The sequence below is a fragment of the Ruegeria sp. CDSA077 genome (genome assembly GCF_059612265.1).
The window spans coordinates 239648-258758 of the sequence record NZ_JBXWQG010000004.1 but is presented as its reverse complement, the minus strand read 5'-3'; the positions used below and the strand labels follow the sequence as shown (position 1 = coordinate 258758).

The window sequence follows — 19111 nt, the reverse complement described above, 5'->3', positions numbered from 1 at the left end:
CTTGGTTATTCTGATCAAGCGGCGTTTAGCAATGCCTACAAGACTTGGACGGGCCAATCTCCGGGCAGTGCTCGAACTGCTTAGGTCGACCTCAGGATGTGCAAATCGGTTAACATTGCAGGCTGGGGCAAGAAAGCGGAAGCTCATCGTCTCAAACGCAGTCCAAAGCATCCGCTGTTAAAGTTCATCCCCATGCATCAGTGCATGAATCACAAGGGTCGGAACTCGATAGTTCTGAGTTCAAATGGAAGCCAGGGCCAGCCGCTTTGGAAGTTTGGTGGTCGTAGCCATCCAACGGGTGCGCCATGGACATTCCAGCACTCAGAACAATGGCGAACGCGGTGACGAAGGAAATCAGTGCATTTTTCATTTCTTGGTTCCTTTCGGTTGAGCGTGTTTGAAACGCTGTGTGTGCATTCAATTTGGCGATCTGTCGGTCAGATTTATTGCGATGACACGTCAAGGCTTTGAGAAAAAATATCGAGCTGGCGTCTGAACCCCGTTACGCTTCAAAACTGTACCTCTACGCCGATGTTCCAGCTGAAGGCGTAGTCGTCCGAGCTGCTTCCCAATCCAGTTTCAGTAGTGATCTCACCATAGAACCAAGAGCGATCTGACAGGGAGAAATTACCGCCAAAGGTCAGGGCCGCTGTGTCCTGACCGCGCTCGGTGAACACTGCACCTTGCCCAAACACCATCGAGGTTGCGTTGTCGAACGTATGATAGACGTCGATTTGACCATACAGCATCGAATTGTTTGCAATGGCACGCTCAGCACGCAGTCCGACCCGAGCCGTCAATGTGTCACCATCCACCAGGGATCCGATCCGACTGTCCCCGACGCCATCTGGGACATCGTTCATGTCGATATCGCTGTACATGATCTGCACTTGCGGGGTGAGCGTCCATTCGTTCAGCAGCGTGAAGGGCTTGCCAACTTCAACAGATACCTCATACCCACTGCCATCGGCATCCACTGCGCCCCTGCCATTCGCACGTATCTGGCTGTCGAAATACCCATAACGAAGCTGCCCGTCGACATAAAACAGACTGTCCGCAACCCAAAGCGCGCTCAGGGTTGCATCGTAGGCTTCGGTCGAGATATTGGCACTGGCCAGGCTGGTGCCGACGTTCGATGACAGGCTGCCGATGCCAAATTCCAGCCCGCCAAACAGCTGTGCGCCCGCGATCTCACCCAAAGGCAAATTCGCGCCATATCGCAGAGTGCCATTGTTTGTCGTCAACTCGCCTTCACCGACATCATAGCTGTCGCGTTCACTTTGGGACTCAAACCAGAACAATGGTCCGGCGGTTGTGGTCAACTCAGTCAGCACCTGGCTGACGGTGAAGGCTTTGGAACCGTTGCCTTGCGTCTCAGTGCGGTTGTGTGCTTGCGAAACTGATGAGCGAACACCCTGTTTAAACCCGCTTAGGTTGCCACGCGAAGGACCGGCCATGGACATTCCGGCACTTACGACAAGCACGAATACTGTTGCGGATGTAATCATTGCCTTTTTCATCTTTTCGCGCCTTTCAGCTAAGCGTGTTTGGCACGCTGTGTGTCCAATCAAATTGGCAATCTGCGCCTCAGGTTGATTGCGCTGACACGTCAAGGTTTTGAGAAAAAGCATCAAGTTCCCCCGGTCCGCAGCATTTATTGCAGCGGGGCGGCCTCTGTCAGGCAAACATTGGCGTCGCGAAAACCACCCTCCGAATGCGCGTGATGGCAATGCTCATGGTCGGCTCGCAACCCCCAAAAGCAGACCTCGGTGGGTCTATCGTCATAACGGCTATGAAACATCCGTACCTACCAACCATCTGGCTCAGGCGATGGTTGATGTCAGCGCAGGCTTGCCCGAGAAAAACCCGCTGACCCATTGCCGTCATGAGGTCAGTGCAGCCAGGACCCGGAGTTCGTATCCGGGGCCCGGTGGTTGATGGGGGCAGGTCACGTTTTCTCTGACAAGACCTTCCATGATGAACACAGGTTTACCAGTAGTAGTTAAGGCGCGGGTATGGGGTCAGATTGGAGCCCGACGATTTGCCAATAATCAGTGTGTAGCTACCGCTTTCCTGAATCGGGATCACGACCACATTGGGGGCTTGCGAGCCACCGCTTGCGCCATATGCGCCAGTCTGCTGTGTCGAGGACTGGTTCTTTTGGCTCAGATCGTATTTTGACGTCGAATGGGTGCCCGAGCCGGTCAAATAAGGGGTCTGGTAGGCCTTGGCTTTTTCACTGGCGTGACCAATTGCTTGTGAGGCCGAAACGTGGACATTCTTCCCAAACCCACGCTGGGCTTGATCACGCAACGGACCAGCCGTGGACATTCCAGCGCTTGCAACAATCGCGAACACTGTGGCGGAGGCAATCAGTACTTTTTTCATCGTTTGGTACCTTTTTAGCTGAGCGTATCTGAAACGCTGTGTGTGCATTCAATCTGACAAACCGCGGTTCAGATTTATTGCGCTGACAGGTCAAGGTTTTGAGAAAAGTCATCAAGCTAGCGCCTGTTCGCAGCGTGTTTGGGGTGGATTCCAGTAAGGGGCAGGATTGTATCATAAGCGGTGACTGTTCGGATTCTTCCACCTGTATTCGCGGGTGAGAAGGATGGAACCCATCCAAGCGGTGAGATATACGCGAGAAGGTCATCGGGACAGGCCAGACCGGCGCGCTATCGTGCGATGATCGCCCCTCTCAGATGCTTGGTGTTCCAGTAGATGATGATAGCGGCCAGGAGGTTAAGGCCTGCCATCCGATAGTGCTGGTCCTTGGCAGTACGGTCGCGGATTTCACCCTGTCGACCATTTCTCAAGGCGGTCTTCGGGGCGTGATGCGCCTCGCCCTTGTTCAGCCCAATCTGTGCACGGCGCTGCATGTCGGCATTGAGCATCCAGTCGATGACAAACAGTGTCCGTTCCATCCTGCAAATTTTACGCAAGGCGGAGGCTAGTTCATGCTGGCGGGGATAGGCGTCAACTTGAAGCCTTTTCTCAAAACCTTGACCTGTCAGCGCAATAAATCCGAACCTCAAATTTCCAAATTGGTTCCACCTACAGCGTATCAGACACGCTCAACCTAGAGGGACCAAGAAATGAAAAAGACACTGATTGCCTCCGTCACCGCATTCGCCATTGTCCTGAGTGCCGGAACGTCCACCGCTGGTCCGTTACGTGACCATAGCCAACGCGGGTTTGCGCACAAAATTCACTCATCTGTTTCGCAAACAGTCAATCACGCTGATGGGATGGCCAATACCTACCAAACCACCAATTCGTCCGGCTTTGGCTACGACTTGCCTTCAGAGCGCCATCTGGGTCAAAATAACCTGTCCGCTACTCTGCAGTATCCCGCAATAGACCCGAATTGGAGCTTGGATTTGTCCGATGTTGATGTGATCGGAACTGATACTGGTGGATACGCGATCGAAGACGGTATTCACCTGAATTGGGGGCCAAATCAAGAAAACCAAATGCTTGGTCAAGTTGAAGAAGATGGTCGATACCTCATTGGTTCCGTGATCATTGTCGCGGCAGGGTTTGGGGTTATCATCGAGGGTTTTGCGGAAACTATTTATGATATCGCTTGCCCACGTGGCAATCTTGGCCCAGCTGAATGCTACCAATTCTGGAATGCGGGAGAATTAGGTCCGGCTGCGATGTAGTTCCGGTAACTGCTGCGCTGCAATACTGAAAGGCCACCCGGTATAGTGGGAAGATCACCACGGTATGGACCGACCACGACCCAAAACCCCTGCGCCGGCTCACAAGAGACGGTTCAGGGGCTACTGCGTCAGGAAGATCATGCTGGGGTGTTCTGGGTGGAATCCGATATGTTGGCTGAAACCTAGAGCCCGGTCACGAGACGGCAAGCTCGGAATTTGCTACAAGAACAGATTGCAGCCCTAAGTCACTCACCGGCCGGGACATAGCTGGTTTTGTTGTATAGTTTTGAGCACGAAGAGCTGTTTTAACGATCGGATCGGAGCTAGACGGTCAGCTCTGCGAATTGATTGAATGAACAGAGTCCGGGCGTGAAATGGCCCTTGCGGATTATGTGCGCCACCTCGATACCTGCAAAAGTTGCCGTAGCCGACCGCTTAATACAGCACTGCGTGCAGGTGAATGATAAGTTTGCGAGTGCAAACCAGTAACGATTATGGCTCCCATTATCATTATCGATACGAACGGCCCAGAGCCGACATCCAGCACCCAATCGAGATGCTGCGGTAGCAGCCCGCATTTCTGCCATTCGCGCAGACGCGAAATCACGTGCAATCCGAACAGGAAATCTGCCGGACATTCCTGCCGCTCACGAAATATTTCACTTAGCTAATCACGTGGATATCTACTAACGCTGATTCCATGGCTTACAATTACGACAAACTGTACGGCGAGACACGAAATGCACTGGGGCAACCAACTTCGGTTTTTGTCAAATTTTTCGACCAACTCGACCAACATAACGTTCGTGTCCTGGACGTGGGGTGCGGACAAGGCCGTGACGCTATTTTCATTGCGAATTTGGGGCATCGCGTTGTGGGAGTGGACATATCCCCCAATGGCATTCGCGATCTAAGAGCTGCAGCGACAAAAGAAAATTTAAAAGTTGAAGGTGTTGTGGCCGACATCACTACCTACAACCCAGAGGGTCTATTTGACATAGTGCTGATCGACCGAACACTGCACATGTTAGATCGCCCATCTCGGGGCACGGTTCTGAATTCGTTGATGAACCATGTAAACGATGACGGATGGCTTCTAATCGCGGATGAGTCGCCCAATATCGCAGACTTTAAAGCCACCGCATTGGCCCATGAATTGGATTGGAAAGCACATTTCGCAGAACGCGGTTATCTGTTTATGCGCCGATCTTAACGAGCACATTGGGCTCAGAGCGGCCGTCGCAGCCGGTGCAGCATTATCCCCCGCCCCACCTCAAACAGAATTCCCGGACGGGCACATACCTGCCGTTCGTCAGCTTGGTTAGCGCCGCAGTGCAGCTTCCCCAAAGCGGTCGTTGACGACCGATCGCAGCATTCGCAAGGTTTGCGTTTCTCGAGCGGTTCCCGGTCATGGCGGTGTGCTATTGTAAGATATTGTCGATATATTCGCCCGCAATGGCCATCGACGACACACATATGCTCGTCGAAATGCCACAAACGTACAGCGTTTCACCAGGAGTCAGGTAACTCGGAGGTGTCGACTGAAAAGCCGACAGACGATTGCGACGAAGCAGAATGTCGTCTCGCAGTTGAGCGACCTCTGAAGCAAGCTCAACACCCGGCCATCCAAACTGGCAGGTCGTTGCTCAGTTGAACTCACATAGCGTAGACGAAAGCAGCGCGGCAGCTTGTTGAGAATATTCAATCTGCTGATTCTCAAGTTAAGCCGCACGGGGCTGACTAGGATCTGTTGAGATTGCACAGCAACCCACAATGGGGCACGGTGTTGTTCAACCTGGAAGAATATTCATGACTTCGGCAAAAACTACTAACCCTTGGCTCATATTGCTGGGCCTTGCGCTTGGCGTCAGCATATCCAACGCCTTTGGCCGCTTTGCATACGGCCTAATTCTACCATCAATGAAAAGTAGCCTCGGCTGGAACCTCACTCAATCTGGTTGGCTAAACACCGCCAATTCGATTGGCTACATAATGGGTGCAATCCTAACACTTTTCCTGATCCGCCATATTTCGCCGTCACGGTTGTTTGCTGGCGGCACTGTGGCGACCGCACTGTGTCTGTTAATGACAGGGTTAAATGAGGACCTCGTATTTCAAACCGCTTGTCGTACATTGGTGGGGTTGTTCGGCGCTCTTTCCTTTGTATCAGGCGGCGTTCTGGCGGCATCTCTGTTCCAGAACTGCGCCCGAAGGAATGCACTGGCTATCGCCTTGTACTTTGGCGGCGGCGGTGGGTTTGGTATCGCCTTATGTGGCGCAACCCTTCCGACTATGCTGGACGTATTCGGGCCGCAATACTGGGACTGGGCGTGGATCGGAGTTGGGATTGCAGCTCTGATCATTTGTCCATTTTCCGTTTGGGCGTCCACAAAGCTGAACAAAGCCGAGCACGACGCAGCGCTTCCTTCCATTCCTCCGGTGCGCAGGATGTTAGGCGAACTCGGCGGATACGCGCTGTTTGGGTTGGGTTACATAGTCTACGTAACTTTTATCGCTGTCTGGATGAAGGAGCAGCATTCCAGTGTCCTGTTGACCACGGCAACGTGGATGATCCTTGGATTCAGCATTATGGCGTCGCCATTTGTTTGGCGTGGGATATTAGCCCGCTTCGCTTCTGGGACGCCATTGGCGTTGATCTTAGCTGGCGTCGCTTGTGGTTCAGCCCTGCCGATCCTTGTTCCAAACGGATATGGATTGATCATGTCGGCGCTCGTGTTTGGGCTGTCGGTCTTTATGCCGCCCACTGCTGTCACCAGCTTTGTCCGCCAGAATCTGGATCAGCAGGATTGGGGTGCAACCGTAAGCTTTTTTACAGTTGTTTTCGCTATCTCACAAACACTTGGACCGATCGGAGCCGGCGTCATCGGAGACATAACCGGAGAAATTGGAGATAGCCTTGTAGTGGCTTCTGCCGTTTTGCTGGTGGGTGCCCTTTGTGCTGCGATGCAAAAACCACTCGGGCGTGCGGTGGCGTAACCGTCCTGTTCCGAACTGCGCTCATTCACTACAACAGACTAGGTGGGTTCTAACTGCGCGAAAAATAGCTCTCTGGTCACTCCAGCGCGGGTCTGCTTCAGGCAATTGTCTCATAGTGCGGGATCCAGAACTTCGCCTCTATCGCCGCTTTCAGATCATTTTCTGAGGATTTAGGCGCAACCCCGTCCAATTGCGCCTGTTGACCAACGGCAAATGCAATAGCTTTGCTGACCTGGCGAATATCTTCTACATTGGGTAGCAAGCTGGCTGTGCGATCAGTCTTCGCAGGTGACAACGTGGCGAGCGCCTCGGCGGCGGCCATGAACATTCCGTCAGTGACGCGGCGCGCGCCTGCCGCCAGCACACCCAAGCCCATACCCGGGAAAATGTAGGAATTATTGCATTGCGCGACATGGTGCGTCCTGCCGTTGTAGACAACGGGATCAAACGGGCTTCCGGTGGCGACTATTGCAAGGCCACCTGACCAGTCGATAATATCTGCGGGCGCGGCCTCAATTCGTGATGTCGGGTTCGACAGCGGCAACACGACAGGATGATCAGTCTGAGCCGCCATTGCACGGATGATTTCTTCCGAGAACAAGCCTGCCTGACCGCTGACACCCACCAAAATATTGGGTTTGGCCTGATTAATCACATCCAACAGGGAAATTTCACCACTGGACCAGCTCCCCACTCTGTTGAAGGGTTGGACAACCTGCTTCTGGAACGGCAGAAGATCTGTCATCGCATCGGTTAACAGGCCATTCCGATCCACCATGTAGATGCGCTCGCGCGCCTCGGTTTCGGATAGTCCTTGCCGGATCATGAGTTGAACTAATTGTTCTGCGATACCCACTCCTGCTGACCCGGCGCCGAGGAACGCGATGGTAGCGTCCTTTAGCGGAATGCCAGTGACATTTGAGGCAGCCAGCAAAGTGCCCGCCGTTACCGCAGCCGTGCCCTGGATATCATCATTGAATGTACAGAGCTGATCGCGATACCGCGCAAGCAGAGGTGCAGCATGTTGCTGTGCAAAATCCTCGAATTGCAGCAACACATCCGGCCACTTGCGCTTTACCGCCTGCACAAAAAGATCGACGAACTCGAAATAGTCATCCCCGGTGATGCGCTCATGACGCCAGCCGATATAAAGGGGATCTTCCAGCCGTTCCTGATTGTTGGTGCCGACGTCCAAAACCACCGGGAGCGTTACAGACGGGCTTATCCCGCCTGCAGCGGTATAAAGCGAGAGTTTTCCGATCGGAATTCCCATACCGCCCGCGCCTTGATCGCCCAAACCCAGAATCCGCTCTCCGTCGGTAACGACAATGGCTTCGACAGAGGGCAGGATGGCGTTCTCAAGTATGTCATCGATCCGGTCACGCTCTGGGTACGAAATGATAAATCCGCGTGGGTGATCATAGATCTCACTGAACTGCTTGCAGGCGTCACCCACAACGGGTGTGTAAATTATCGGCATCATCTCGGTCAGATGCCGCACCAACAGAGCGTAGAACAGAACCTCGTTATCATCCTGCAGGCCACGCAGATAGACATGCTTGTCCAGCGGTGTCTCTTCGCGCTCAAAGGCGGCATAGGCACGATCTACCTGAGTTTCGAGCGTTTCGATGTGTGGAGGAAGAAGGCCTAGCAATCCGAGCTTTTCTCGTTCGTGTAGAGAAAAGGCAGTACCTTTGTTCAAGAGTGGGTTTGTCAAATACTGTAAATTTACAGGACCGGAATCGACCATAGGTTACCCTTTCGGATCGGCACGCACTGTTTGCACGCGACGTCCAGTAAAGTCAGCATTATAAGACGACAATTGCAACGAACTTAGAGCACGGTTGCATTTAACCATCTTGCATAGAAGTGCCTAAGTATTGTTACTCTCTGCACTTAGGATTTTGTCTGCCGAAGCGCCTGCAGACAGATTGGCGTCTGAAAATGATCTGGTTTCTGGAAGTTCAAGATGCAGAGAAGACGTATGATCAATTTCAATTCGACCGTTGGTCAGAGTGTAATCCAGGACGTGTCCTCCTTTGCTCAGATCGCTGGAAATAAAGTGTAGGTGGTAACCCGGGACTCCGATCCCGACGGCATAATCCGGGCATCGAAACCCCAGAATTGTCCCCTCGACGTTGTTCAGCTCAAACTCAGCCTGCGTTTTTACAACCTCCAGCAGAGGTTTGTATGGTTTCTCCTGCCGTAGAACGTTTCTGTACTTTATGTGTTTAATGTCGCCGGTAAATCGAACGGCATAGAACAGGTTTCTTGCCTCCGCCAATGCATCAAGCTTGGCCTCAAGAGCATCCTTTTGTGTTTCTCTGTCCAAAGATCGACAAACCGCTGGTTCGAAATTGATGACGGCAGCATAAGGTGTCAGAGCCTTGTCGCTTGCGACCGAAGCATTGCCATTCCCGTCGAGGCGATAGGCAACGCCATCCAACACGATCATTTCTCCGTCGAGCGCATTGAACGTACCCAGGCCGAAGTTTCCATGTTCCAGCAGCTGTTCGATGGAAACGGTCCCGTCGTAAACGCCTTGCATGACTGCGCTCAGCAACGAAGCCTGATAATACTCATGTGCATGTTTTTCCGATTGGAAACCCCGTTCTCTGGAATGACTAGCCAGGGCCGTTGCAAAAGAAAGCTCTATATCTTGTCGCATGCTGTTTCACCAATCTATCTGCCTGGCGTCTATACATTTTCGACCATTCGAAACTGTCTTGCTTTCCAGTATCGCGTGCCTCTCGAGATCGGGCAACACAAGAGATTATTTGATAGTTTACAGCTTCATAGGGCATTGCAAAGATGATCGTGGGATTGCTCCGGGATAACTGATCATCATGAAAACGCCACGGACAATGCCGCGCCGGAAGGGCTTTCACTTTCCCTGCGAGATCATCGCCTAAGCCGTATGGGCTTATCACCGTTTCGCCCACAGCACGGCCACAGTCGAGTATTTGCTTGCTGAGCGCAGTGTAATCGTCAGCCCGGCAATGGGTTAACCGCTTTGGCCGTCATTTCGCCGACTGCATCAAGCGGGACCGGCCAAAGGCGACCGACAAATGGCATTTGCACTAAGTTGTTTACCGATCAACGGTTGGAAATGCCGACTCAGGCGGGCAGTGGATGCGAATGGGAATACCCTTGATATTCTTGTCCAACCACAGCGAAACACCAAGGCGGCCAGGCGTTATTAGAGCGATTGATCTCGCAGTTCGGCAAACCCCGTGTCGTGATCACGGATAAGTTGCGAAGCTATTTCAAGCCAATCTACGATCTTGCGCCGCACGCGGATCACCATCGACATGATCTCACCATCTGCGTTCCGTCTCAGGAACCTTTTTGCTGCGCGGTGATCGCTCACGGCTTTATCGCTATCTGACACATAGCCCTGGCGGCGCTTTTTGCGCTCCCCTGCCCTGCTGCAGATGTCGACGAAATGAAGGCTGAATTTCGTTCCTGGCCGCGTGCTGACAAGATAAAATACATGACGCCGGATAGGCTAAGATCACACGCTCAAGATGCCCACGACCTACTGAAGCTGAACCGCGCAAGACCAAAAAAACGGTTATTGCCGTGACGAGTTTTGCGCTGCCAGCTAGTCAATTTCATGTGTCTCATCAGCGGGTTTCCGCTCTATTACCGTCCCCATAACAGACCCGTATTCAAATGTGCGGTTGGCTACGGGAATTCCCGAATAGTTAGTTCAGTTTTAGGTTGCTACTCCGCCCCGACGGCAACGTAGGACAGAAAGACGATCTATGAAAATTGCAGATATTGGCAATTCTGAACTGGATCTCTGGCAATCTGGGGAAGCTCTTATTCAGGAAATTTGCCAAAAGTTTGGATTTGAAAACGCCTCCTACGCCCACATCGACAAGCATCATAATGTCGTTCATGGCTGCACTACATTTCCAGAGAAATGGGTCAAGTATTACGTCGACAACAATCTCGTTCTGGCCGATCCCCTCATTCGTTTTGGCGCCCAAATGATCGCACCAATCGACTGGGCAGTGTTCGACGACCAAGCCGACTATGCAGCGCTTTTTCAAGCGGCCAGAAGGTTTGGAGTGGGACAAAACGGTCTTTCCATTCCGGTGATCAACCCTTTTGGCGAGCGCGGCGTGTTTACCGTCACGTCCAATATGGCTCGTCCTGAGTGGAGCGCCTTGATCGCGAAAAAGCTCCCTGCCCTACGCCAGGAAGCGCAGGTCCTGCATCTGCTTGCCCTCGATGTCATAGAAACCGTATTCAACTTTCCATCGGATTCCCTGTCTGCGGATGAGCTGGATGTGTTGAAGATGTTCGCGTCGGGTTTGAAACCGACTGTCATTGCCAGGAAAACGGGGCACGCTTCGAGAACGATCGATGTTCTGACTGCCTCCATCACTACCAAGCTAAAGAGTCGGACGATCGAACAGGCGGTTGCCCGAGCTGTCAGTACCGGTATCCTCAAATGGAGCGATTTCTTTGCCGACCCCGTGGCAGAAATAGTCAATCCAGAACGTCAGCGGCTGTGCGGTGGGATCGTCCGTTGGGGCGGCAGGTCCCATGAGTTGATCGCCTTTGACGACGGCAGACTCGCTCGAAACACTGATAGTTTTCGGTCCGCCCAAATCACAGACCTCGCAAGAGAGTTCAACTTGAGTTCAAAAAAGATGGTCGAAGAACTTGGGTGTAACCGTGATCAAAGATTGTGGGTCAGGTATCTTTGAATTCGCATTGAAAAAGCGCAGAGGCGCAAATTACACATAATTTCTCTTACCCGGGTTCGGCTTGCGCAGTCTTGAGCCGAGAGATTGTGGATCTGCTCACACCCAGCATACGACCGATCTCTGCCGCAGTCTTGCCCATCGATAGCAGGGAAATCGCCTCTTCGCGTTCCGTTGCGCTCAGTTTTTGCGGTCGTCCTTTACTCAGGCCGAAGGATTTGGGCCGATCTTCCACTGCACGGCTTTCCAAGTCAGCCAACCCAAGCTCATAGTCGATGACTCCGCCTAGTACTTCCAAGACCATACTCGCGCGCCCGTCTGCGGTATTGATCCAGGGTTCAGACATTGACCGAAATGCCGCTCCTTTTTCGTGAAGCCGTTCTAACAGATTGAATAGCTCTGCGATCGAGTCAGCAATCGCAGACAGACGAGACACGACGATTACGTCACCAGCCGAAACATCCGCCAGAAATTCCTCCAGCGTTTCGCCTCGGTTGGTCCCGTCCTGCGCGGTATCGCTCCATATGCGGTCGCATCCTTGACGCTTGAGCTCGCTGAGTTGAACCTCACTTCGGTACCATTTCGATGATACCCGCGCATATCCGATTTTTACCATTTTAAATCAGTCTCGTAGGATTGGATCACAGTAGTTCTTGACTTTTGCACGCATTTATGACCGTTTAATTGCACGCAGTTCTGCACGACAATAGCGCTGAATCTGTGCAATGACAATCGCCGCAGCGAATGACCGGGACGAAATGCAGCATTCTCTTACAGAAGCTACAAAGGATTCCAGCCTCTACAACGAGGACCTGGCCCCCGTTCCTGTCGAAAAGCGCGATTGGGGTTGGTTTGAGCTCTTCAATGTCTGGGCCAACGATGTTCAATCGCTGTTTGGGTACACATTGGCGGCGTCGCTGTTCTTGACTTACGGGCTGAATGGCTGGGCGGTGTTTGCGGGTATCGTGTTGGCGGGATTCATTGTCATGGGGCTCGTCAACTTGATCGGCAAACCCAGTGTCAAATATGGAATACCATTTGCTGTAATGGCACGAGCCAGCATGGGCGTTCGCGGGGCGAATTTTCCTGCCCTCATCCGGGCCGTCGTGGCTATCTTCTGGTACGGTGTACAAACATATTTTGCATCGACTGCACTTGCCTTGGCCATGGTCGCACTGTTCGGGGAAAATGGCCCTGCAATCTTTCTGGGCCTCAGCGTCATCGAGTGGGGTGCCTTTCTGGCAGTCTGGGCCTTTCAGATTGCACTTTTCTGGAACGGTATTGATCCGATTGTCGGTTTTCTCAATTTCGCTGGCCCATTTGTGTATGCGGTGATGGTGGCGCTGGCGATCATGATCTGGGTCGAAGTCGGCAACGATCTCTGGCTGGAGGTCGGCACTATTTTCCGCGGAACCGGCGACTACAAGGGCAACTCACTTGGCGCATTCGCTGCAGTCGTGGGCACAATGACCGCCTATTTTTCGGCCGTGGTGATCAATTTCGGCGATTTTTCCAGGTTCGTACGGTCAGAAGATGAAATGCGAAAGGGTAACCTGATCGGTCTACCGATCAATATCGCCTTCTTTTCCCTGATTGCTTTGATTGTAACGGCAGGTACTGTCGCAATCTGGGGCGAGGCGTTAACCAACCCGACCGCTATAATTGCAAGGGTCGATTCCTTGCCACTAACACTCCTGGCGGCGGCGACATTTCTGGCCGCCACGGTCGGCATCAACCTCGTCGCCAACTTCATACCACCCGCATACGATCTGGCGAACCTTATGCCCAGTCGGATCAATTTCCGCGTTGCCGGGATAATTACCTCGGCCTATGCGCTGGTGATTGGCGGGCTTTGGGTATCGACGATCAGCCAGATCGGTATCTTGGGGTTTGTGAACACATTAGGCGCCATTCTGGCACCTGTTTATGGGATCATCATCGCAGATTTTTATCTGGTGAAATCCGGTGAGCTGGACGTTGATCAGCTTTTTTCGGCGGCCCGCGACGGCCCCTATTTCTACAGTAACGGATGGAATATGGCCGCGATCGTGTCGTTCATCCTTCCGGCTACATTTTCGGTACTCACAGTCTGGGTTCCCATGCTGAATACGCTGTCAGGCTTTGCATGGGTGATTGGCGCAGGATTTGGAGGTGTTTTCTACTGGGCAATTGCAAAGCGCTGATAGGCTGAGACATCCACCAGTTTGATGCCTACGGGCAAAGCAACCGATTGCAGATACATGCAATCGGACTGGATTGATTTGTCTCTGACAACAAGCCGACACGGGAACGAACGTCGCAACCATGCGACGGAAACGGTTCAGGCCACAAACCCTGAATCGATGGGCGGCTATTGCCGCAAATCTTGGGGGCTTTCCCCCCGAAAGCAAAATGGGAGGACCATTATGGTAACCGCAGAAACAACTGCAAAAAATGCAAGTACTACAGATCCGGAAGGTGACACGCTAAATCCGGTCACGCCCAATGAAAAAACCTGGGGCGCGTTTGCGATTTTCAACATCTGGGCCAACGATGTTCAATCACTGTTTGGCTATTCGCTAGTTGCGTCACTCTTTATTTCCTACGGCGTTGGGGGTTGGACAGCTTTCCTGGCACTCATCTTCGCGGGGCTGTTCGTTATGTGGATGGTGAACCTATCCGGCGCGCCCGGAGAAAAATACGGTATCCCCTATCCGGTTCTGGCGCGCGCCAGTATGGGCACAACCGGATCCAAGCTACCGGCAGTATTGCGGGCCACAGTCGCTGTCTTCTGGTATGGCGTTCAGGTCTATTTCGCTTCGACCGCCCTTTCATTGTTGATCCGTTCGATAACAGGCATCAGCGGTGGTGCAGAGATGTTAGGGTTGACGGGCATCGACTGGCTTGCCTTTCTACTCGTTTGGGTGTTCCACATCGTCATTTTCTGGCGCGGCATGGGTTGGGTCGAGACATTTCTGAACTTTGCCGGACCATTCGTCTATGCGGTGATGATAGGCTTGGTCATCGTGCTATGGCAGCGCGCGGACGGGCAGCTTCTGAGCGCAACCGCGACCATCTTCGCCAACCCAGAAGGCACCTTTGGATCTGAAGTTAAAGGCTTCATCGCCATATTCGGAACAATGGTTGCCTATTTCTCGGCCGTGATGATCAACTTCTCGGACTTTTCGCGCTATTCCCGCGACAAGGCATCCATGAAGGCCGGTAATCTTGCCGGTTTGCCGCTGAACATGATCCTTTTTTCGGCATTGGCGCTTTTGACGACTGGCGGTGCCGCCGTGGTCTTTGGTGAAGAAATCATCAACCCGACCGAGATCGTCGAGAAGACCGACAGCGTTCTGCTGGCCATCATCGCAGCGATTACCTTCTTCGCTGCAACCGTTGGCATCAATCTGGTCGCGAACTTCATTCCGGCGGTGAATGGCATAGCCAACCTGGCCCCTGGTAAGATCAGCTTCCGTCAGGCAGGTCTGGCCACTTCAGTCTTTGCCTTGGTAATTGGCGGTCTTTGGACGGCCATTATCTCGAATATCGGCATTGCCGGGTTCGTGAACACGCTGGGTGCGACTCTGGCTCCGATCTTTGGGATCATGATCGTAGATTACTACAAAATTCGGAAGGAAGAGCTGAATGTGGACGACCTCTACAACATGGAAGGCGGTGCCTACCATTATGGTAACGGTTGGAATGACTCGGCACTAATTGCCTTTGGTTTTGCTTCAGTATTCTCGGTCGCTACTGTTTGGGTGCCAGCACTGGGAATTCTGTCAGGATATGCCTGGATCATCGGTGCGATACTTGGCGGTGTTATCTATAACGCTATGGCCAAGAAGAACACTTAATCTTTCAGAAGATAGATGGCGGGCGGCGCGCCGCCTGCCATCAGGTATTGAGGTTGTTGACAGTGGCTCTGACCAAAAGCTGCTTGCAATGGAGCGCTAAAGAGATCGCAGCATGGCGCATTTGGACCTTTTTGCATGGATCAGGGATCTATAACGGTGCGGAATGCCACAACGAAAATCTGACGCCTAGTCCAACCCCCGATACCTGGGCATCAAAAAAGCTGTCAGTAGAACCCATCAAATTGTAACACCCCGCCATCAATCGTTGCCCACCGCAATAGTCCCACTTGCCTTCCCTACCAATCCACTTATGAAGTTCAATCAGTTGACCTAAGGGAAAGATTGCGATGCGCATGCGCGATACGTTCATCAAACCGATGCACCCGGAAGGTATTCGGTTTGTCGCGATCTTTGCCGCCATTACGGTCGGTCTGTTTCTCCTGTCTAACATTCTGGGCTGGATTGGTGTCGGCCTCACGATCTGGTGCTACTATTTCTTTCGCGACCCGGAACGCGTGCCACCCACAGGAGAAGGGTTGATCGTCAGCCCAGCGGACGGGGTAGTTTCGCTGATCGAAGCGGCGGTGCCGCCGAACGAGCTTGGGATGCCTGACACGCCTCTCACCCGTGTCAGTGTGTTCATGAGTGTCTTCAACTGTCATGTGAACCGCACGCCAATTGAAGGTGAGATTACCGCTGTTGCATATCGTCCCGGCAAATTTTTCAACGCATCCCTGGACAAGGCCAGTGCTGATAATGAGCGCAACAGCCTGCGCATTCGTATGAAAAACGGTCAGAATCTGGCTGTTGTCCAGATTGCCGGCCTGGTGGCCAGACGGATCGTCTGCTTCGTGAAGCCAGGCGCAGCTATGCAAACTGGAGAACGATTTGGATTGATCCGCTTCGGGTCGCGGCTGGATGTTTATCTTCCTGATGGCATGGTCCTACAAGTGCGTGTAGGGCAAACGATGATTGCGGGCGAAACCGTCCTTGCCAGTTTGCCCACGCCTGAAGAAAAGTAGGTAACTGGATCAGTGGAAAAACCACCCAAACAGGAAGAGACCGAGTTTGCGCTGATCCATTTGTTGCCGAATGCATTGACCATAACGGCCATATGCGCGGGCCTGTCAGCAATCAGATTTGGCGTTCAGGGCAATTACGTGCTCGCTGTCCAGTTGATAATTGCCGCCTGTGTGCTGGATGGGCTGGATGGCCGTATTGCGCGCCTTCTCAGCAGTGACAGCAAACTGGGGGCCGAACTGGACTCGCTTGCAGATTTCTTGAACTTCGGGGTCGCCCCACCGCTCGTTCTTTATTTCTGGGCCTTGCAGGATATACGCAGTGCGGCTTGGATTGCGGTTCTGTTTTTTGCGGTGTGCTGCGTCATGCGACTTGCCCGGTTCAATGTGGGCGGCAAATCCGAAACCTGCGATCAAGATGGGGCCTATTTCGAGGGAGTACCCGCCCCTGCAGGGGCGCTGCTTGTCATGTTGCCAATGTATCTGTCCTTCGCCTTCGCCGATGCCCCTTTGCTGCCCAGTATATTGATTTGCCTTTATATGGTGATCATAGGTCTTCTGCTTATCAGCCAAATACCGACTTGGTCATTCAAGACGACGCGAATCTCGCGCGAGAACGCAAAGTTTTTTCTCATCGGTGTCGCTGTTGCGGGGGCCGCATTGCTGACTTTCGCCTGGGCTACGTTGATTGTGCTTTGTTTCGGATATGTGGGCACGGTCGCCTGGGCGTGGCTCGACAGGGGAATACCTTCTAACCGTTAAGGACTCGATATGGACATCAAAGCCGTTCAAACCTCCTATGCTCGCTGGGCACCCATCTACGACAAGACGTTTGGGGCAGTTACCAATGTCGGGCGGCAGCATGCGGTTGATTTTATCAATAGACGTCCAGGCAAAGTTTTGGAGGTTGGCGTCGGCACCGGACTTTCGCTGGAACATTACGGGCCCGAAACGCAAGTGACCGGAATCGATTTCAGTGAGGACATGCTGCAAAAGGCGCGCGACAAAGCAAAAGATCTATCGCTGAACCATGTTGTCGAGCTGAGGCAAATGGATGCGCGCACGCTTGATTTTCCAGACAGCTATTTCGATACGGTTGCGGCAATGCACGTGCTATCCGTCGTACCGGAACCGGAAAGGGTAATGGCGGAAATAGCACGGGTCTGTAAACCGGGTGGAAAAGTGGTGATTACCAACCATTTCCAACGAAAGCTGGGGTTGCTCGCATCCTTGGAACGCGCGATTGCTCCGGTCGCAAATACGATTGGCTGGCATTCTGATTTCGATATTGAAACAGTGCTGCAAGAGGATGCGCTTGCCGTAGAGGAGCAAAGAACCCTTCCACCTCTGGGGATGATGACATTTTTGGTACTGAAAAAATCAGTTGTCACGTAACTTTTCGGTAAATGAACTTGGTACGGCTGCAAACAGGAAACTGAGCAACACCAGCTTTTCTCAATATTTGAACAAAATTTAGCTTACGATGCTTCTTCGTGTAGCCACAACGCTTTGCTACCAAACCGTTTTGCGGTGTCTTCCAGCTTTTTACGGTGTGTTTTCATCGCTGTTGCTCAATTTCTTCGCGAATTTCAATGCAGGGGTTGCTACTGTCCTAGGATCTCCATGGCTATCGTAGGCACAATCCGCCAGAAACCGGCTCACATCGGCATCAACATCGGTGAACAGATCTGGCCGCAGTATCATCGCCCACATATTCCGTGGCCACCTCCGCTGCGGCGATATCGCCGGTTTCCGGATCAAGCCCGATATGCAGCTTGCGCCAGGCTTTGCGTGCTTTCCTGGTGCCGTGCTTTTCTTAATGCCAGCCGTCGCCGCCACGCATTTTCAGACCCGTGATGTCCACCACGAGAGTGATTGGCTTACTTGCGTCGAGGTGACGCCCAGTTCTGCACAACACCTTCAGAAATCCAGACCCTCACGCCACCTCGACGCCGGAGACTTTCGTTGTAATCCGAGCAATGGGGTCGTTCTCAATTACCTATACACAGCGATTTTCAGAGAAAGCGCCGCAGGTTTCTATGACCTTGCGTGTCCCGGGAGCGAGAGACTCATTCGAAACCCGCGAGGGATCAGATTGAGCCAATTAGAGCGGTATGTCTGCACCGCTTGCTCTGACCCGGTCGCTCAGATCACACGCGGCTCGGCGCCCGGGAATAGCAACTGCAAATTTGACTTCGCGTCAGGCAGATATTTTTAAACATGACTAATAAATACCACATTTACTGATCAGGTTTGCAGGCGAAGGTTGTGACGCTTAATGGTAAACGGTTATGGACGGATCAAGACTAGGTGATGTTTCACTGGGGCACATCACAGGAACTTTGAAGTGGTTTTCGGCTGAAAAAGGCTATGGCTTTTTAACCTGCTCTGTGACCGGCAAGGATGCTTTGCTGCATCAAAGTGCGCTGCACGATTTCGGCCAGACCTCAATCGCCACTGGATGCACTGTAGAGGCACTGACACGCGAAGCGCCAAAGGGGTTTCAAATTGTCGAAATCTTGCGCATTCAGTCAGAAGCAGCCCCCGCAGCGACAAAGCAGAATGGCAATGCCTCCCGGCAGATAGCCTCGACCTCGGTTCTGCCGGCCAGGGTCAAGTGGTTTTGTCAGGAAAAGAACTATGGGTTCGTCAATGTTTTCAATGACGGCAGGGACTGTTTTTTGCACGCAAACACACTAGCAGAAGCCGGTCTTGGATTGGTGAGCGTCGGAGAGGCATTGGGCGTTGAGGTGAGCGATGAACCCGGCGGCAGAGTTGTGGTTTCGGTTCAGGCCTGGACATGAAATAGTCCCGAGGATAGTAGGCAGCCAAAGTGCATCGCAAACACGGATTTAGCGCCCGAAAATTGCCCA

The 19111-nt window shown here is 52.7% G+C and carries 15 protein-coding genes and 4 pseudogenes; 11 read left to right on the top strand and 8 right to left on the bottom strand.

Features of this window, described 5'->3' with window-relative positions; genetic code table 11:
• Positions 1-509: 509 nt before the first annotated feature.
• The 3 genes and pseudogenes from AC2FLE_RS11910 to AC2FLE_RS11900 form a co-directional block, all read right to left on the bottom strand.
• Complete coding sequence (locus AC2FLE_RS11910) at positions 510-1520, bottom strand: autotransporter outer membrane beta-barrel domain-containing protein (RefSeq protein WP_496697246.1); 1011 nt, start codon at positions 1518-1520, stop codon at positions 510-512.
• 469 nt (positions 1521-1989) lie between these two features.
• Entirely contained in the window at positions 1990-2388 is a 399-nt protein-coding gene (locus AC2FLE_RS11905) for a hypothetical protein (protein ID WP_496697245.1), read from the bottom strand.
• 171 nt (positions 2389-2559) lie between these two features.
• Positions 2560-2975: pseudogene (locus AC2FLE_RS11900) on the bottom strand (Tn3 family transposase); the annotation flags it as partial.
• A gap of 120 nt (positions 2976-3095) precedes the next feature.
• On the opposite strand from AC2FLE_RS11900, the gene AC2FLE_RS11895 reads away from it, so the two are divergent.
• Positions 3096-3665, top strand: coding sequence for a hypothetical protein (locus tag AC2FLE_RS11895; RefSeq protein ID WP_496697244.1), 570 nt, complete (start codon positions 3096-3098; stop codon positions 3663-3665).
• Positions 3666-3988: 323 nt separating this feature from the next.
• Here the strand turns inward: AC2FLE_RS11895 and AC2FLE_RS11890 are convergent.
• Positions 3989-4096 (bottom strand): annotated as a pseudogene (locus AC2FLE_RS11890) (IS6 family transposase); the annotation flags it as partial.
• Between the two features lie 269 nt (positions 4097-4365).
• Here AC2FLE_RS11890 and AC2FLE_RS11885 point away from each other — a divergent pair.
• Positions 4366-4878: a class I SAM-dependent methyltransferase gene (locus AC2FLE_RS11885; protein ID WP_496697243.1), complete on the top strand. Its 513-nt coding sequence runs from the start codon at positions 4366-4368 to the stop codon at positions 4876-4878.
• 208 nt (positions 4879-5086) lie between these two features.
• Here the strand turns inward: AC2FLE_RS11885 and AC2FLE_RS11880 are convergent.
• Positions 5087-5293 (bottom strand): annotated as a pseudogene (locus AC2FLE_RS11880) (isochorismatase family protein); the annotation flags it as partial.
• 145 nt (positions 5294-5438) lie between these two features.
• Here AC2FLE_RS11880 and AC2FLE_RS11875 point away from each other — a divergent pair.
• Entirely contained in the window at positions 5439-6662 is a 1224-nt protein-coding gene (locus tag AC2FLE_RS11875; protein WP_496697241.1) for a YbfB/YjiJ family MFS transporter, read from the top strand.
• A gap of 97 nt (positions 6663-6759) precedes the next feature.
• Here the strand turns inward: AC2FLE_RS11875 and AC2FLE_RS11870 are convergent, their stop codons facing one another.
• Complete coding sequence (locus tag AC2FLE_RS11870; protein ID WP_496697239.1) at positions 6760-8412, bottom strand: NAD-dependent malic enzyme; 1653 nt, start codon at positions 8410-8412, stop codon at positions 6760-6762.
• A 123-nt stretch (positions 8413-8535) separates the two neighbouring features.
• Positions 8536-9330: an acetolactate decarboxylase gene (gene budA, locus AC2FLE_RS11865; protein WP_496697237.1), complete on the bottom strand. Its 795-nt coding sequence runs from the start codon at positions 9328-9330 to the stop codon at positions 8536-8538.
• Positions 9331-9508: 178 nt separating this feature from the next.
• On the opposite strand from budA, the pseudogene AC2FLE_RS11860 reads away from it, so the two are divergent.
• Positions 9509-9975, top strand: a pseudogene (locus AC2FLE_RS11860) (IS6 family transposase); the annotation flags it as partial.
• A gap of 454 nt (positions 9976-10429) precedes the next feature.
• Positions 10430-11383 carry a helix-turn-helix transcriptional regulator gene (locus AC2FLE_RS11855; protein ID WP_496697235.1) on the top strand — a complete coding sequence of 318 codons (954 nt, stop codon included), beginning with the start codon at positions 10430-10432 and terminating at the stop codon, positions 11381-11383.
• Between the two features lie 46 nt (positions 11384-11429).
• On the opposite strand, the gene AC2FLE_RS11850 is transcribed toward AC2FLE_RS11855, so the two are convergent.
• Entirely contained in the window at positions 11430-11996 is a 567-nt protein-coding gene (locus AC2FLE_RS11850; protein ID WP_496691418.1) for a recombinase family protein, read from the bottom strand.
• A 109-nt stretch (positions 11997-12105) separates the two neighbouring features.
• Between AC2FLE_RS11850 and AC2FLE_RS11845 the strand changes: the two genes are divergently transcribed.
• The 6 genes from AC2FLE_RS11845 (at position 12106) to AC2FLE_RS11820 (ending at position 19042) form a co-directional block, all read left to right on the top strand.
• Positions 12106-13563, top strand: a complete 1458-nt coding sequence (locus tag AC2FLE_RS11845) for an NCS1 family nucleobase:cation symporter-1 (RefSeq protein ID WP_496697233.1) — start codon at positions 12106-12108, stop codon at positions 13561-13563.
• A 222-nt stretch (positions 13564-13785) separates the two neighbouring features.
• On the top strand, positions 13786-15219 hold the full coding sequence (locus tag AC2FLE_RS11840; protein WP_496691416.1) for an NCS1 family nucleobase:cation symporter-1: 1434 nt from the start codon (positions 13786-13788) through the stop codon (positions 15217-15219).
• Between the two features lie 347 nt (positions 15220-15566).
• Positions 15567-16241: a phosphatidylserine decarboxylase gene (locus AC2FLE_RS11835; RefSeq protein WP_496697231.1), complete on the top strand. Its 675-nt coding sequence runs from the start codon at positions 15567-15569 to the stop codon at positions 16239-16241.
• A 12-nt stretch (positions 16242-16253) separates the two neighbouring features.
• The gene (gene pssA / locus AC2FLE_RS11830; RefSeq protein ID WP_496691414.1) at positions 16254-17000 is read left to right on the top strand and encodes a CDP-diacylglycerol--serine O-phosphatidyltransferase; all 747 of its coding nucleotides are present in this window, start codon (positions 16254-16256) and stop codon (positions 16998-17000) included.
• 9 nt (positions 17001-17009) lie between these two features.
• Positions 17010-17633 (top strand): class I SAM-dependent methyltransferase, encoded by a 624-nt coding sequence (locus AC2FLE_RS11825; protein WP_496697230.1) that lies wholly within the window; start codon positions 17010-17012, stop codon positions 17631-17633.
• An 896-nt stretch (positions 17634-18529) separates the two neighbouring features.
• Complete coding sequence (locus AC2FLE_RS11820) at positions 18530-19042, top strand: cold shock domain-containing protein (RefSeq protein WP_496697228.1); 513 nt, start codon at positions 18530-18532, stop codon at positions 19040-19042.
• The last annotated feature ends 69 nt before the right edge of the window (positions 19043-19111 follow it).

What these genes read in the sequence shown, in the direction of transcription:
- AC2FLE_RS11910 (WP_496697246.1), bottom strand. Translation starts at nt 1,520, where the DNA reads ATGAAAAAGGCAATGATTACATCCGCAACAGTATTCGTGCTTGTCGTA.
- AC2FLE_RS11905 (WP_496697245.1), bottom strand. Translation starts at nt 2,388, where the DNA reads ATGAAAAAAGTACTGATTGCCTCCGCCACAGTGTTCGCGATTGTTGCA.
- AC2FLE_RS11895 (WP_496697244.1), top strand. Translation starts at nt 3,096, where the DNA reads ATGAAAAAGACACTGATTGCCTCCGTCACCGCATTCGCCATTGTCCTG.
- AC2FLE_RS11885 (WP_496697243.1), top strand. Translation starts at nt 4,366, where the DNA reads ATGGCTTACAATTACGACAAACTGTACGGCGAGACACGAAATGCACTG.
- AC2FLE_RS11875 (WP_496697241.1), top strand. Translation starts at nt 5,439, where the DNA reads ATGGGGCACGGTGTTGTTCAACCTGGAAGAATATTCATGACTTCGGCA.
- AC2FLE_RS11870 (WP_496697239.1), bottom strand. Translation starts at nt 8,412, where the DNA reads ATGGTCGATTCCGGTCCTGTAAATTTACAGTATTTGACAAACCCACTC.
- budA (WP_496697237.1), bottom strand. Translation starts at nt 9,330, where the DNA reads ATGCGACAAGATATAGAGCTTTCTTTTGCAACGGCCCTGGCTAGTCAT.
- AC2FLE_RS11855 (WP_496697235.1), top strand. Translation starts at nt 10,430, where the DNA reads ATGAAAATTGCAGATATTGGCAATTCTGAACTGGATCTCTGGCAATCT.
- AC2FLE_RS11850 (WP_496691418.1), bottom strand. Translation starts at nt 11,996, where the DNA reads ATGGTAAAAATCGGATATGCGCGGGTATCATCGAAATGGTACCGAAGT.
- AC2FLE_RS11845 (WP_496697233.1), top strand. Translation starts at nt 12,106, where the DNA reads ATGACAATCGCCGCAGCGAATGACCGGGACGAAATGCAGCATTCTCTT.
- AC2FLE_RS11840 (WP_496691416.1), top strand. Translation starts at nt 13,786, where the DNA reads ATGGTAACCGCAGAAACAACTGCAAAAAATGCAAGTACTACAGATCCG.
- AC2FLE_RS11835 (WP_496697231.1), top strand. Translation starts at nt 15,567, where the DNA reads ATGCGCATGCGCGATACGTTCATCAAACCGATGCACCCGGAAGGTATT.
- AC2FLE_RS11825 (WP_496697230.1), top strand. Translation starts at nt 17,010, where the DNA reads ATGGACATCAAAGCCGTTCAAACCTCCTATGCTCGCTGGGCACCCATC.
- AC2FLE_RS11820 (WP_496697228.1), top strand. Translation starts at nt 18,530, where the DNA reads ATGGACGGATCAAGACTAGGTGATGTTTCACTGGGGCACATCACAGGA.